The organism is Bacillus sp. FSL W8-0920 (assembly GCF_038593215.1).
Classification (GTDB): Bacteria; Bacillota; Bacilli; order Bacillales; family Bacillaceae; genus Bacillus; species Bacillus pumilus.
In genome coordinates this window covers 3,409,626-3,424,671 of the sequence record NZ_CP151974.1, presented here as the reverse complement: position 1 = coordinate 3,424,671, position 15,046 = coordinate 3,409,626, and the positions used below count along the sequence as shown (strand labels likewise).

The 15,046-nt window shown below is 42.0% G+C and carries 17 protein-coding genes; 16 read left to right on the top strand and 1 reads right to left on the bottom strand.

Annotated elements, in window-relative coordinates:
- Positions 1-111: 111 nt before the first annotated feature.
- The 5 genes from rho to NSS78_RS17605 all read left to right on the top strand — a co-directional run bounded on the left by rho (position 112) and on the right by NSS78_RS17605 (position 5,441).
- Positions 112-1,395: a transcription termination factor Rho gene (gene rho / locus NSS78_RS17625; RefSeq protein ID WP_003215202.1), complete on the top strand. Its 1,284-nt coding sequence runs from the start codon at positions 112-114 to the stop codon at positions 1,393-1,395.
- A gap of 130 nt (positions 1,396-1,525) precedes the next feature.
- Complete coding sequence (rpmE, locus tag NSS78_RS17620; RefSeq protein WP_003215407.1) at positions 1,526-1,726, top strand: 50S ribosomal protein L31; 201 nt, start codon at positions 1,526-1,528, stop codon at positions 1,724-1,726.
- Positions 1,727-1,813: 87 nt separating this feature from the next.
- Positions 1,814-2,416 (top strand): thymidine kinase, encoded by a 603-nt coding sequence (locus NSS78_RS17615; protein ID WP_003214626.1) that lies wholly within the window; start codon positions 1,814-1,816, stop codon positions 2,414-2,416.
- 279 nt (positions 2,417-2,695) lie between these two features.
- Positions 2,696-4,396, top strand: a complete 1,701-nt coding sequence (gene malS, locus NSS78_RS17610; RefSeq protein ID WP_226804283.1) for an oxaloacetate-decarboxylating malate dehydrogenase — start codon at positions 2,696-2,698, stop codon at positions 4,394-4,396.
- Positions 4,397-4,484: 88 nt separating this feature from the next.
- Positions 4,485-5,441 (top strand): AEC family transporter, encoded by a 957-nt coding sequence (locus tag NSS78_RS17605; RefSeq protein WP_003214757.1) that lies wholly within the window; start codon positions 4,485-4,487, stop codon positions 5,439-5,441.
- A gap of 50 nt (positions 5,442-5,491) precedes the next feature.
- On the opposite strand, the gene racA is transcribed toward NSS78_RS17605, so the two are convergent.
- Positions 5,492-6,040, bottom strand: coding sequence for a chromosome-anchoring protein RacA (gene racA, locus NSS78_RS17600; RefSeq protein WP_003214587.1), 549 nt, complete (start codon positions 6,038-6,040; stop codon positions 5,492-5,494).
- Between the two features lie 210 nt (positions 6,041-6,250).
- Between racA and prfA the strand changes: the two genes are divergently transcribed.
- The 11 genes from prfA to glyA all read left to right on the top strand — a co-directional run bounded on the left by prfA (position 6,251) and on the right by glyA (position 15,014).
- Entirely contained in the window at positions 6,251-7,318 is a 1,068-nt protein-coding gene (prfA, locus tag NSS78_RS17595) for a peptide chain release factor 1 (RefSeq protein ID WP_050944445.1), read from the top strand.
- Positions 7,308-8,192, top strand: coding sequence for a peptide chain release factor N(5)-glutamine methyltransferase (gene prmC, locus NSS78_RS17590; RefSeq protein WP_327839504.1), 885 nt, complete (start codon positions 7,308-7,310; stop codon positions 8,190-8,192). Before prfA ends, prmC begins: the two co-directional genes overlap by 11 nt.
- 142 nt (positions 8,193-8,334) lie before the next feature.
- Positions 8,335-8,814: a hypothetical protein gene (locus tag NSS78_RS17585; RefSeq protein WP_327839941.1), complete on the top strand. Its 480-nt coding sequence runs from the start codon at positions 8,335-8,337 to the stop codon at positions 8,812-8,814.
- Positions 8,815-8,932: 118 nt separating this feature from the next.
- The gene (gene spoIIR / locus NSS78_RS17580) at positions 8,933-9,589 is read left to right on the top strand and encodes a stage II sporulation protein R (RefSeq protein WP_327839506.1); all 657 of its coding nucleotides are present in this window, start codon (positions 8,933-8,935) and stop codon (positions 9,587-9,589) included.
- 63 nt (positions 9,590-9,652) lie between these two features.
- Complete coding sequence (locus NSS78_RS17575) at positions 9,653-10,096, top strand: general stress acyl- n-acyltransferase (protein WP_106035695.1); 444 nt, start codon at positions 9,653-9,655, stop codon at positions 10,094-10,096.
- A 161-nt stretch (positions 10,097-10,257) separates the two neighbouring features.
- Positions 10,258-11,310 carry an L-threonylcarbamoyladenylate synthase gene (locus tag NSS78_RS17570; protein ID WP_327839507.1) on the top strand — a complete coding sequence of 351 codons (1,053 nt, stop codon included), beginning with the start codon at positions 10,258-10,260 and terminating at the stop codon, positions 11,308-11,310.
- 60 nt (positions 11,311-11,370) lie between these two features.
- A complete protein-coding gene (locus NSS78_RS17565) occupies positions 11,371-11,925 on the top strand; it encodes a manganese efflux pump MntP family protein (RefSeq protein WP_050944441.1) in 555 nt (184 codons plus the stop codon).
- A gap of 63 nt (positions 11,926-11,988) precedes the next feature.
- Complete coding sequence (locus NSS78_RS17560) at positions 11,989-12,447, top strand: low molecular weight protein arginine phosphatase (protein ID WP_327839508.1); 459 nt, start codon at positions 11,989-11,991, stop codon at positions 12,445-12,447.
- 140 nt (positions 12,448-12,587) lie between these two features.
- Positions 12,588-13,037, top strand: coding sequence for a ribose 5-phosphate isomerase B (rpiB, locus tag NSS78_RS17555; RefSeq protein WP_003214714.1), 450 nt, complete (start codon positions 12,588-12,590; stop codon positions 13,035-13,037).
- Positions 13,038-13,049: 12 nt separating this feature from the next.
- Positions 13,050-13,589, top strand: coding sequence for a TIGR01440 family protein (locus tag NSS78_RS17550; protein ID WP_327839511.1), 540 nt, complete (start codon positions 13,050-13,052; stop codon positions 13,587-13,589).
- Between the two features lie 177 nt (positions 13,590-13,766).
- Complete coding sequence (gene glyA / locus NSS78_RS17545; protein WP_050944707.1) at positions 13,767-15,014, top strand: serine hydroxymethyltransferase; 1,248 nt, start codon at positions 13,767-13,769, stop codon at positions 15,012-15,014.
- Positions 15,015-15,046 lie beyond the last annotated feature (32 nt).

The following is a 15,046-nucleotide window of genomic DNA, read 5'->3' as shown; positions in this document are numbered from 1 at the left end:
GTTACCATGAGAGCGAGGTCATTCCAACAAAAACGGAATTAAAAGCTAATCAAATACAATGGTCATGCATTTGTAATGAAATACATTGACTAGAAAAGTGTGGTGTCCATATTGAAAGATGTTTCGATTTCATCTTTGGAAAATATGAAATTAAAAGAGCTGTATGAGCTAGCAAAAAAGTACAAAATCTCTTATTACAGCAAACTAACAAAAAAAGAATTAATTTTTGCCATCTTAAAGGCGAACGCTGAGCAAGAGGATCTCTTATTTATGGAAGGGGTTCTTGAAATTATTCAGTCTGAGGGATTTGGTTTCTTAAGACCAATTAACTACTCCCCAAGTTCTGAAGACATTTATATTTCAGCTTCACAAATCAGACGCTTTGATTTACGAAACGGAGATAAGGTGTCTGGAAAGGTACGACCTCCAAAAGAGAATGAACGCTACTATGGCCTCCTTCATGTCGAAGCGGTAAATGGGGACGACCCAGAATCAGCTAAGGAACGTGTTCACTTTCCTGCACTCACGCCGCTATTCCCTGATCGTCAAATGATTCTTGAAACACAGCCTAATCACCTGTCTACTAGAATTATGGATATGATGGCGCCAGTTGGGTTTGGGCAGCGTGGTTTAATTGTTGCACCGCCTAAGGCTGGGAAAACCATTTTGCTCAAAGAAATTGCCAACAGCATTTCTGAAAATCACCCAGAGTCAGAGCTGATTGTCCTTTTAATTGACGAACGCCCAGAGGAAGTAACAGATATCGAACGTTCTGTTGCAGGGGATGTTGTTAGTTCAACCTTTGACGAAGTACCGGAAAACCACATTAAAGTAGCAGAGCTTGTATTAGAGCGTGCCATGCGTCTTGTCGAACATAAGAAAGATGTTATCATCTTAATGGACAGCATCACAAGGCTTGCTCGTGCGTACAACCTTGTCATCCCGCCAAGCGGCCGAACGCTTTCCGGCGGTATTGATCCAGCGGCTTTCCACCGTCCAAAACGCTTCTTTGGTGCTGCGCGTAACATTGAAGAAGGCGGAAGCTTGACGATTTTAGCCACTGCGCTCGTTGATACGGGATCACGTATGGATGATGTGATTTATGAGGAATTTAAGGGAACGGGGAACATGGAGCTTCATTTGGACCGCTCTCTTGCAGAAAGAAGAATTTTCCCAGCAATCGACATTCGTCGTTCTGGTACGAGAAAAGAAGAACTGCTTGTACCAAAAGAGCATCTTGATCGTTTATGGGCGATGAGAAAATCGATGTCAGATACACCTGACTTTGCTGAGAAGTTCATGCGCAAAATGAGAAAAACAAAGACAAACCAAGAATTTTTCGATATTTTAACGCAAGAATGGAAACAAGCGAACATGTCTGCATCAAGAAGATAGCTTGTTGAAAAAATACATTTGCAATCATAGACTCACACTGTTATAATTTCATCATGTGCGTTTCAGAATTTATTCTGAGATATTAACTCTGTTTCCGAATTGGATTCAGGGCGGAAGGAGATGACAGTAGATGAAAACAGGAATTCATCCTAACTACAAAAAAGCTACAGTCAAATGCGCTTGTGGAAATGAGTTTGAAACTGGATCAGTAAAAGAAGAGGTACGCATCGAGATTTGCTCTGAGTGCCATCCTTTCTATACAGGCCGTCAAAAATTCGCTTCTGCTGATGGACGTGTTGACCGCTTTAACAAAAAATACGGTCTTAAGTAATAATAGATACAATAAACAGGCAGGAATCCGTTCTTGCCTGTTTTTTTACGTGGATTGATGGAACTTTAAAACGGGGGAGAAGACCTTATGTATGTGATGAAACAAAGCGGTTGGCTTGAAGTCATCTGCGGAAGTATGTTTTCTGGAAAGTCGGAAGAATTGATTCGGAGAGCCAAAAGGGCCACCTTTGCCAAACAAGAAGTAAAAATATTCAAACCAGCGATTGATAACCGATATAGTACAAGCTCAGTTGTTTCACATAACGGTTCATCGGTCGATGGGATTGCAGTAGCCTCACCAAAAGACATAATAACGCACATATCAGAAAGAACCGATGTCATTGGCATAGATGAGGTGCAATTTTTTGATGAGACAATCATTGACATTGTCACTCAATTGGCTGATAAAGGTTACCGAGTCATTGTTGCAGGCCTTGATCAAGACTTCAGAGGAGAGCCATTTGGTGTTGTTCCGCATTTAATGGCATGTGCAGAGCTTGTAACAAAACTTCAAGCAGTTTGTTCGGTATGCGGCTCCCCAGCGAGTAGAACACAACGCTTGATCGACGGTAAACCCGCATCCTATGATGATCCCATTATTTTAGTAGGTGCGCAGGAATCATACGAAGCACGATGCAGACATCACCATGAAGTACCAAGACTTGACGTTGGTACAACACTTGACAATTAAAAAAATAGCAAATGCCGCTGTGTTTCGTTTTTTGAGATTTTGGCTGAACACCCATCATTTGTACTTAAATAAATTAAATAACGCTACGAAAAAATTATCTAATTTTCAACGCTTGCGTTTTAGTATAAGCAGGCATAAAATGACTAACTGTAGTGTAAAGCATTTTAACGAAAAGTTCGATTTCTTGTCATAATTTTTTTGATTAAGGATTATTCTCCTTAATCGTTCTTTAAATTAATAGTTCACTTTATTTATATTTTAGAAAGAGGGTAGTTTTTGATGAACAACGTGAAGAAAACAAAAGAAGGGTACCTCGAAACCACTTTGACAGGTAAAGATGTATTATCGATTCCAACGTTGAACAAAGGCGTTGCTTTTTCTGAAGAAGAAAGACAAGAGCTTGGACTAGAAGGCTTACTTCCTCCAACTGTTCTCACTTTAGAACAACAAGCGGAGAGAGCGTACAAGCAATTCCTAGCACAGCCAGATCGTCTTCGTCAAAACGTATACTTAAGTGATTTGCAAAACCGTAACGAAGTATTGTTCTATAAGCTTATATCAGACAAGCTTCGTGAAATGCTTCCTGTTGTGTACACACCAACTGTTGGTGAAGCGATTCAAGAATACAGCCATGAATACAGAAGACCTCATGGTGTCTATCTTTCAATCGACAACATTGACGGCATTGAGAAAGCCTTTGAAAACTTACATGCAACAGCAGGAGATATTGACCTTATCGTTGCAACTGACTCTGAGAGCATTCTTGGAATTGGTGACTGGGGTGTTGGTGGTATCAACATCGCAATCGGTAAATTAGCTGTTTACACGGCTGCAGCAGGTATTGATCCAAGCCGTGTGATTCCAGTCGTATTAGATGTTGGAACAAACAATGAAAAATTATTGAATGATCCATTATACATTGGGAATCATTACAAACGTGTACAAGGTGAAAAATACGAAGAATTCATTGATGCTTATGTAAAAGCAGCGCTTAAATTCTTCCCGAAAGCATTGCTTCACTGGGAAGACCTTGGAAACAAAAACGCGCGTAACATCATGAAAAAATACAATGATAACATCTTAACATTCAATGATGATATTCAAGGTACTGGTGCCATTACTTTAGCGGGTGTTCTTGCAGCTGTCAAGAAAACTGGTACTCAATTGAAAGATCACCGTGTGATGATCTTCGGAGCTGGATCAGCTGGAATCGGAATCGCAGATCAAATGCGTGACACAATGGTTCTTGAAGGTCTAAGTGAAGAAGAAGCAAACAATGCTTTCTGGACATTAGACTACAGAGGATTACTGACAGATCAATTCGAAGATGAAGTGTTTGATTTCCAAAAACCATACCTTCGTTCTTCTGATGAAGTAGAAGGCTGGGCACGTGATGAAAAAGGGCAAATCTCATTTGCTGAAACTGTTCGCAGGGTGAAGCCAACGATTCTAATTGGTACATCAGGTCAAGGCGGTGCATTCACTGAAGAAATCATTAAAGAAATCGCAGCACATACAGAGCGTCCAGTGATCATGCCAATGTCTAACCCAACACCACTTGCGGAAGCTGTTCCAGAAGATCTATTCAAATGGACAGACGGCCGTGCACTTGTTGCAACAGGAAGCCCGTTCGAAAACGTTGAGTATAACGGAATTGAACATGAAATTGGACAATCAAACAATGCGTTCGTTTTCCCTGGACTTGGTCTTGGCTCAATCGTAACGGAATCAAAAATCATCACAAAAGGCATGTTCGTTGCTTCTGCAGATGCGATTGCTGAAATGGTTGATCATGATAAACCAGGTGCTGGTCTACTTCCAAGCATTGATAAATTGCAAGAAGTTTCTATCAAAGTGGCCATTGAAGTGGCAAAAGCAGCAATTAAAGATGGTGTCGCAAGAAGAACGCCTGACGACATCGAACAAGCTGTGAAAGATGCAATGTGGATTCCTGAATATAAAAAAATTGTAAGAGCATAATAAATTGTGTAACGCGGCATTGTTTAGGGTAATTTAAACAATGCCGCAATAAATAGAAACTTGTAAGGATTTAAGGAGGAAGAGTAAGGTGGACTTTTTAAATATTTTGATCCTCCTAGCACCGATTTTTTTCGTTATCGCGCTGGGTTGGTTCGCAGGACACTTCGGTAGCTATGACGCTAAATCTGCAAAAGGTGTAAGTACACTTGTGACAAAGTATGCTTTGCCAGCGCACTTTATCGCCAGCATTCTGTCAACACCAAAAGATAAATTCTATAGTCAAATTCCATTTTTCGTTGCATTGATTTTAGGAATCGTAGGTTTTTATATCATTATCCTTCTTGTTACGAAATTTGCTTTTAAATACGATTTAACAAATTCATCTATTTTCTCGTTAAACTCAGCTCAACCGACCTTTGCATTTATGGGGATTCCAGTCCTAGGCAGTTTATTTGGGGCTCAAGAAGTTGCAATTCCGATTGCAATTACCGGAATAGTCGTAAATGCAATGCTTGATCCAATTGCGATTATTGTGTCAACTGTCGGTGAAAAAACAAAAGGAAAAGCCAAAGACGGCGAAAGCTTCCTTAAAATGACGACGAAAGCTATTTTGCACGGTTTATCAGAGCCGCTTGCACTTGCACCACTAGCAAGTATCATTCTTGTTCTTTTAGGATTTAAACTTCCTGAAATTGGACATGAAATGTTAGAGGAAATTGGAAGTGTTACGTCAGGGGTTGCGCTATTTGCAGTCGGTGTCACTGTTGGTATCCGTAAAATTAAATTAAGCCTACCAGCATTCAGTATCGCATTGCTAAAAGTAGCTGTACAACCATTGCTTATGTATTTTATCGCCATTTTCATGGGTCTTTCGGCTGATGAAATTACAAAAGCTGTATTACTTGTTGCCTTCCCAGGTTCAGCTGTTGCAGCCATGATCGCAACCCGATTTGAAAAACAAGAAGCAGAAACTGCATCCGCATTTGTGATCAGTGCAATCATGTCATTAATTTCATTACCGATCATTATTGCACTTACCTCATAATAAAGTAGAAATTAATAAAGTAGAAAGGCTGCCTCATGAGGCAGCCTTTCTTAGCGAAATGAATGAAACAGAGGGAAGAGCGCACGCTTTTTTTTGATGTCAGTGTGCGTGATTTCCTTTTTTTCTTCTATTTGAGAGGGTTGTTTCAAGCTCGCAGCAAGACGCTCAAGTTTAGTGGTGAGATCTTCAATTTCTCTACGGTGCTGGAGCAGCTGATAGGATACACCTTCATCTGCTTTTTTAGCCAGTTTCCGTTCGAGTTCTTGCAGCCGTTTTTCTACATCAGTGCTGTGCAATTGCTGCTGAATGAGCTGATTCACCTGCTTTTCCAATGCTTCGATCCGCTTTGTGGAGGCAGCAGTTTCTGCAGCAGGCGATAACTGTTGAACGGTTTCCGTGTGGATTGGCAGTCGAATGTCTTGAAGGATCACACCTTCACTCATTTGGTGTTTGACTTCTTTAAGAAGCTGTACAATATCTTCATGAAATTCATAATGTCCAAGTTCATTCCGGGCGACAGGGATGTTGAGCTGTTTAACCCAACGCTGAATCGTTTTTGAAGAAACGCCAATTTCTTTTGCAACCTCATTTGTATTCAAACCAAATGCCCTCCCTTTTTTCAATTATAAGTACCATTCTCTTCAAGAAGGAACTGTTCCTTCACGTTAGACAAAACAAGTAACCAATCGCCAAAGATCGTGTTTTCTAGCGGAAAATTGCAGAAAATCAATTGTTTTGGAAATTTTTTTGACTGTCATACCCCGCTATACTATAATTAGACTGTTACGCACAAAACAGAGGTGAAGACCATGTTAGACCGTTTAAAATCAATTGAAGAACGCTATGAAAAGCTAAATGAATATTTAAGTGACCCTGAAGTGGTGAACGACCCTAAGAAGCTTCGTGAATATTCGAAGGAACAATCTGATATTCAAGAAACTGTTGAGGTATATAGACAATATCGTGCGGCATACGACCAGTTGAGCGAAGCGAAAGCAATGCTGGAAGAAAAGCTGGATGCCGAGATGCGCGACATGGTCAAAGAAGAAATTTCAGAGCTCACAGAGGAAACGGAACGTTTAGAAGACGAGCTGAAAATCTTGCTGATCCCGAAAGATCCGAATGACAACAAAAACGTTATTGTGGAGGTTCGTGGTGCAGCAGGAGGAGAAGAGGCCGCGCTTTTTGCTGGAAACCTTTACCGTATGTACAGCCGTTATGCTGAAATGCAGGGCTGGAAAACAGAAGTAATGGAAGCGAATGTGACTGGAACTGGCGGTTATAAAGAGATTATCTTTATGATTAGCGGGAAAGGCGCATATTCCAAACTAAAGTTTGAAAACGGTGCACACCGCGTGCAGCGTGTTCCGGAAACGGAATCAGGCGGACGGATTCATACATCAACAGCGACAGTTGCTGTCTTGCCCGAGGCTGAAGAAGTTGAAATTGATATCCACGAAAAAGACATCCGTGTAGATACTTTCACATCAAGCGGGCCTGGCGGACAAAGTGTTAACACAACCATGTCTGCTGTTCGATTAACTCACCTTCCAACAGGCGTGGTTGTTTCCTGTCAGGATGAGAAATCACAAATCAAAAACAAAGAAAAAGCCATGAAAGTATTACGTGCGAGAATTTATGATAAATTCCAGCGTGAAGCACAGGCTGAATATGATCAAACGCGTAAATCTGCTGTTGGAACAGGGGATCGTTCAGAGCGTATCCGTACGTACAACTTCCCGCAAAACCGTGTAACAGACCACCGCATCGGATTAACGATTCAAAAGCTTGATCAAATTTTAGAAGGAAAACTTGACGAGGTCATAGATGCATTAATTATGGAAGACCAAGCAAGAAAGCTTCAAAATGCAAAATAATCAGCGTACCAACTTTGAAGCCCTTAAATGGGCTTCTTCTTTGTTAACGGAAGCCGGTAGAGACCAAAACGCAGCAGAGCTCCTTTTGATGCATGTACTGGACTTAAGCAGAAGTGAACTTCTTGCACGTTTTCATGATCAGCTGCCAGAGGAGCAAGATCGGTTATTCAGCGAGTTTGTCACGCAGCACAAGAAAGGCGTGCCTGTTCAGCATCTAACAGGTATTGAATTTTTTTACGGCCGTCCCTTCGAGGTGAACAAACATGTTCTCATTCCTCGCCCTGAAACGGAAGAGGTCGTTTTGGCGGCACTGAATTTGATGAGTGACATCTTCCCGCACGATCAGCCGCTTCAAGCAGTAGACGTTGGCACCGGAAGCGGGGCAATTGCGATTACGCTCGCTCTTGAAAAAGAAACACTATCTGTCACAGCAACGGATATTTCACATGAAGCACTTGCGGTAGCAAAGCGGAATCAGCAAGCGCTAGGTGCAGACGTTCATTTTTTACAAGGGGACTTACTCGAACCTATCAAGGATCAGGGCATCAAAGTGGATCTGTTTATTTCCAATCCACCTTATATTGCGGCAGAAGAAATGGACAGCTTGTCAGAGGTGGTTACGAAGCATGAGCCAGTAAATGCGCTGACAGATGGACGTGATGGTCTGTGGTTTTATAAGCGTCTCATTCGTGATCTTCACCATGTACTTCATAAGCAGGCGGTCGTTGTCTTTGAAATTGGACATACGCAAGGGCAAGATGTAAAAGCACTTCTCTTGCAGTCATTTCCCGCGGCAGATGTCCGCCTCGTCAAGGATATTAACGAGAAAGACCGAGCTGTTTGCGCACACATTCAAAACGGAAAGTCCGGCTGAATAAAGTCGGACTATTTTATTATGTAAAGATGAAACTTATGGTAAAAGAGAAACGTATATATAGAAGAATGAACATTCTGATCATGATTTTTTTACATAAATTTGTTTTGAAGGAGCGAATGGTGTGAACAGAAGGTATGCGATGGTGTTGGTCATCGTCAGTGTACTATTGATTGTGAGTGCTTGTGGCAAACCGAGCTTTAAAAAAGAAGCAGCAGCATTTGGAGAAAGCTATAAAAAAGCACAATACACAGTGAATCGAACAGATGACCTAACTGGCATGAAGGAGAAGCTGAAGTCTTATTTAACCGAGCATGAATATCAAGAATATACACAAGACAGCATGTTCCCGAGCGTGTTAGAAGCAGCAAAGGATCAAGATTGTCAAATTAAGCTGAAGAAAATTACGTTTACGCCTTCAGATGAAAGCGATGACAGAATTGAATTTAACTATGAAATGATGATTCAATTTATTAATCAGAACGGAAAAGTCAAAAAAGAAATCAAGAAAAAAGGAGCAATGACTGTCATCAAAACAGATGCAGGGTTAAAAATCAGCCGAGATTGGGATGGAAGACTGTACCCTTCCGATTACCAATCCTCACTCCAAAGCCGTTCTTAATGGAACGGTTTTTTTCATTTGACTTATAATCTATTAAAAAAATCATTTTTCCTGTTTATGAGATGGGTTTCCTGGACACAATGTTTGTAGCGAAGAGAAAAAGTGGGGGGAACACATCATGTTTAAAAGTAAAATGATGATTTGTCTTTATATGTTTCTATTATTATGCGGTGCTTTTGCAAACCTTGGCAGAGAGGAGACAGCGGCTGCTTCTGCAAATCAGCCTGTTGTGATACCAGATGAAGCCATTCGATTACGCATTTTAGCAAATAGTGATCGTTCAGCAGATCAGGATGTGAAAAGAAGCATTCGAGACGAAGTCAATGCCAATATGACAGAATGGGTCAAAGACCTTACATCCATTGAAGAAGCAAGACGTGTGATTCGGTCCAAGCTGCCAGAAATCAATCGCATTGCCAAAGCGAAATTGAAGGAGCAGCACATTGATCAATCCGTATCAGTCAGTTTTCAAAAAGCCTCATTTCCAACAAAGCTCTATGGAAATTTCGTCTATCCTGCAGGGAAATATGAAGCCATTTTAATTACGCTTGGAGAAGGGGATGGAGCCAATTGGTGGTGTGTGTTATTCCCGCCGCTCTGCTTTATCGATTTTTCAAATGGAGAAGCCATCGCGTCGCCAGAGGGGGATGAGGATAACGAAGTGGCAGCACAGCAAACAGATGAGTCTGTGAATGAAGTGGTCAAAGAAGAGAAAGAAGAGACGGGTGAAGTGAAATTCTTTTTATTCGAATGGGTCTCTAGTCTTTTCTCCTAAAAAAGGTATAAATCTGTTTTTGCCTCATAGAGTTGAAGTAAGAGATCAAAAAGAGGTGAAAGCATGTTTTATCAATTAAGAATAGCCACAGAAGAAGATGCCCCAGCGATCAATGCTTTTCTTGAAAAAGGACAAGCGAAAGGCGGCGTCACGCTTGCAGAGCGTACGACATTTGTTGTCATGGAAGATGCAGAAGGTCAGCTGGCAGGGTGTTTAGGTCTTGAACAGCTTAGTGAACAAGAGGGCCTGCTGCGGTCTCTTGTCATATCAGATAAACTAGGTCAGGGACACATCGTATCTTTGTTCCAAAGTGTTCAAACGCTCGGAGGGAAAATAGGTGTGGATACGTTTTATGTCGTCGCCAACCACTCCTCCTCACATGACTTTTTGGCATTGATGGGCTTCACGGCTTTAGAGGATATTCCAGAAAGCATGTGGGCATCTGCACATGCAAAAGAGATCTTAGCGAAAGAACAGGCAGTGGTTCTTCAAAAAAAAGCCAGTTAATCACAATATATTGAACTTATACACATACTTATCCACCGTTAAACAAGCGTTATCCACAAATTGTGGACAACGCTTGTTTTATTGATCATCATCTTTTATACTTTCAAAAGGATAATTGAGATATATCAACAGTTTTATCTTTTTTAAAAGGAGTTTGTATGATGTTAAATACAAGAAGGTGGTCTGTGGATTTAGAAAAGAATTTATCCACATACTATCCACAAATTGAACAGGCAGCGTTGTTATTGCAGCAAAACGAAGTGGTCGCTTTTCCGACAGAGACGGTGTATGGACTAGGGGCTAATGCGAAAGAGACAGAAGCTGTCATGAAAATATATGAAGCGAAAGGGCGTCCAAGTGATAATCCATTGATTGTCCACATTGCGGAAATTGAGCAGCTTCATGAATTTGCGCAAATAGAAAGCGAAAAAGCAAAGGCGTTGATGGATGCCTTTTGGCCGGGTGCATTAACCATTGTTCTTCCGTGTAAGCCGGGCACTTTATCAAAGCAGGTCACGGCAGGTTTATCCACGGTTGGTGTGAGAATGCCTGACCATCCGATTGCGCTTGAGCTCATCCGAACGGCTGGCCTGCCGATTGCCGCACCAAGTGCCAACCGTTCAGGCAAACCATCACCAACACAAGCTGACCATGTAGCGAGTGATCTCGATGGAAAAATCGCTGGAATTGTCGATGGTGGTTCAACTGGTATTGGCGTTGAGTCAACGGTTGTATCCTGTGTCGACGAGATTCCAGTCATCCTAAGGCCGGGCGGGATTACAAAAGAAGCTTTAGAAGAGGTAGTAGGAACGGTTAGTATTGACCCAGGGCTGACAAAAAAGGACGAAGCGCCTGTATCGCCAGGGATGAAATACACACACTACGCCCCTGAAGCTAAGATGTATCTCTTTTTTGGAAGTGATGAAGAGATGCAGCTTCACATTCAAACATACCAGGCAGAAGGTTTAATAGTTGGTGTGCTGACAACAGAAGAAAAGAAATCGTTGTTTGCGGCAGATGTTGTTTTCAGCTGTGGGTGGAGAGAAAAACCTGAAACGATAGCGGCAAACTTATATCGTGTGCTGAGACAATTTGATGAGACAGATGTAGATGTCATTATTTCAGAATCCTTTTCAGAACAGGGGGTTGGTTCAGCAATTATGAACCGTCTGCAAAAAGCGGCAGGAGGGCGCACTCTCTCTTCATTCAAATAGTTCTAACCCTTCTTGGACAAACATAGGTTAAAGGAGAATGCGTGTCCAAGGGGGATTTACATGTACGAACTAGCTGGCGAATTGCTGACGCTCAGCATCATGGCTTTTGCACTGGGGATGGATGCCTTTTCGGTTGGACTTGGCATGGGAATGATTCAGCTGAGGTTCCGCCAGATCATTTATATTGGACTTGTCATTGGAATATTTCATATGTTTATGCCGCTTTTTGGTATGCTAACAGGTCAGCTCCTATCAGGCTGGCTCGGTCTCCTTGCCACCTATATCGGCGGGGCGCTGCTTTTGGTGCTCGGGCTGCAAATGATCATTGCGTCTATTCGCAAAGAAGATAAACCATTTATCGCACCTGTTGGCGCTGGTCTTGTTCTTTTTGCAACAAGTGTCAGCTTAGATAGTTTTTCCGTTGGTTTAAGCCTCGGAATTTACGGTTCTCGCGTATGGATGACCATTTTATTGTTTGGTTTTTTTAGTATGATCCTCACATGGCTTGGATTATTACTCGGTAAACAGGTCCGTTCATGGGTGGGATCATATAGCGGAGCGCTTGGCGGAATCATTTTACTAGCCTTTGGTATCAAATTATTATTTCCGCTCTAGTCAGTCTCCTTACATAACATGTAGAATGAAATGCTATATAATAGAAGAAAAGGAGGGCGAAAGATGAAAATCTTATTTGTTTGTACGGGAAATACATGCAGAAGTCCGATGGCTCAAGCCCTTTTTGCTTCAATTGCACAAGAGAAAGGTTTAGAGGTCACTGTTAAATCAGCGGGCATTTTTGCCTCAGATGCTGGGAAGGCTTCTCCTCAAGCGGTCGAAGCACTATTTGAGAAAAGCATTCCACTGAATCACTCTTCAGCAAAACTGACAGAGGATCTTCTGCGAGAAGCTGATTACGTCTTCACCATGACCATGCAGCATAAACAGTTGATTGTGGAGCAATATGCACATGCAAAAGACAAGATTTTCACTCTAAAGGAATTCGCGACAGGGACAGAAGGCGATGTATCCGATCCATTTGGAGGAAGCCTGTCTGTTTATCAGGAAACACGTGATGAACTTGAAACATTGCTCCAGCAGCTGGCTGAGAAATTGAAAAAGGATCAGACATCCTCATAATGGACAACCTGTAAAACCGTTGCATCAACGGTTTTTCTGCTTTTGTTTGCAAATGACTAAGCAGAGGTTAAAATATAACTGTAAATAAAGAATAAATGTAAGGCATAACAGATCAACTCACCCTTAGGAGGAATTGCCCGATGAAAGTAGCTATTGCATCCGATCACGGCGGAACGAATATTCGTGAAGAAATCAAACAACTGATGGATGAATTGAAGATTGAATACATTGATATGGGTTGTGAATGTGGATCAGGTTCTGTAGACTACCCAGATTATGCTTTTCCTGTAGCTAACATGGTGGCAAACGGAGAAGTGGACCGCGGCATTTTAATTTGCGGGACAGGCATCGGTATGAGTATCTCAGCAAACAAAGTAAAAGGAATTCGCTGCGCGCTGGCACATGATACATTTAGTGCGAAAGCGACTAGAGAACATAATGATACAAACGTCCTTGCAATGGGAGAACGAGTCATTGGACCTGGATTAGCACGTGAGATTGCACACATTTGGCTGACAACAGAATTTACGGCAGGACGACATGCTGTACGGATTGGTAAGATTGCTGATTACGAAGAAAAGCACCTATAAGGAGCGCTTAACATGAACATTGGTCAAGATTGGCTTGAAATGTTAAAAGAGTTTCATCAAATGGTCGAACTGCGTGCTGGGCAAATCTTAGTGATCGGCTGCAGTACATCAGAAGTGGCTGGTGAGCATATTGGGACAGCAGGAAGTGAGCAAATAGCTGCGTCCATTTATCAAGAATTGGATCAGCTAAGACGAGAGACCGGCATTGAGGTCGCTTTCCAGTGCTGTGAGCATTTGAATCGTGCTCTTGTTGTGGAGGAAGAAGTGGCTTTCCGGCTTAATCTAGAGATTGTGGCGGCAGTACCTGTCCGAAAGGCGGGTGGTTCGATGGCGGCTCATGCGTATCAGCACATGGAACATCCTGTGTTAGTTGAATCCATCGAGGCGCATGCTGGGATCGATATCGGTGATACATTCATTGGAATGCATCTAAAGAGAGTCGCTGTACCTGTTCGCCTTAGTCGTCATCAATTAGGACATGCACATGTGACGTTTGCGAAAACGCGTCCGAAGCTGATTGGCGGAGAACGAACGGTTTATACAAAATCTTAGCTAAGATATATTTCTAATATAATGTTGAATGATGAAGGCGCTTCACCACTTGAATATTCGGTTTTTCGCAAAAAAAGAAGTCGATTTTCCAAAAAAACTTTTACATTTCACTCAAAAACCGTGTACAATGAGATGGTGAAAACATCGAATGGAAATAGATTGGAGAGGATTTCGCTGATGAAACATTTACCTGAGCAAGACGCACAAGTATTCAAGGCAATTCAACTAGAGCGGAAACGCCAGCAAGACAAAATTGAATTAATTGCATCAGAAAACTTTGTAAGCGAAGCAGTCATGGAAGCGCAGGGCTCTGTATTAACAAACAAATATGCAGAGGGCTACCCTGGTAAACGCTACTATGGCGGTTGTGAACATGTAGACGTTGTAGAAGATATTGCACGTGACCGCGCAAAAGAAATTTTTGGCGCTGAGTATGTGAACGTACAGCCTCACTCAGGTGCTCAAGCGAACATGGCCGTATACTTTACCATTCTTGAGCATGGCGATACAGTGCTAGGTATGAACTTATCACATGGCGGGCATTTAACGCACGGAAGCCCTGTTAACTTTAGTGGTGTACAGTACAACTTTGTAGAATATGGTGTTGATAAAGAAACGCAGCATATCGACTATCAAGATGTACTCGAAAAAGCACGTGAACATAAGCCAAAGCTAATTGTTGCGGGTGCAAGTGCATACCCACGTCAAATTGATTTCAAAAAGTTCCGTGAGATTGCGGATGAAGTCGGTGCTTACTTTATGGTCGACATGGCTCACATTGCAGGTCTTGTTGCAGTAGGTCTTCATCCAAATCCAGTTCCTTATGCAGATTTTGTGACAACGACGACTCACAAAACATTGCGTGGACCTCGCGGCGGAATGATTCTATGCCGTGAAGAGTTTGGTAAAAAGATCGACAAATCGATCTTCCCTGGTATTCAAGGTGGACCACTGATGCATGTCATCTCTGCAAAAGCTGTTTCTTTCGGTGAAATATTGAACGGAGATTTCAAAACATATGCACAAAACGTCATTGACAATGCAAAGCAGCTAGCTGAAACCCTTTTATCTGAAGATATTCAGCTTGTATCCGGTGGAACGGATAACCATCTTGTTCTCATCGATTTGCGTTCTCTTGGTATCACAGGAAAAATTGCAGAAAATGTTCTTGATGAAATCGGTATTACAGTGAACAAAAATGCGATTCCTTATGATCCAGAAAAACCTTTTGTCACAAGTGGTGTACGTGTTGGCACAGCAGCAGTGACAAGCCGCGGTTTCGATCAAGAGGCAATGAAAGAAGTCGGTTCCATTATTGCGCTTGCTCTAAAACATCATGAAGATGAAGCGAAATTAGAAGAAGCGAAAAAGCGTGTATCTGATCTGACTGCCCGCTTCCCTTTATATAACGAATTAGATTATTAAAAAGCAGACCCATTTGCCTATTTTTGGCATGT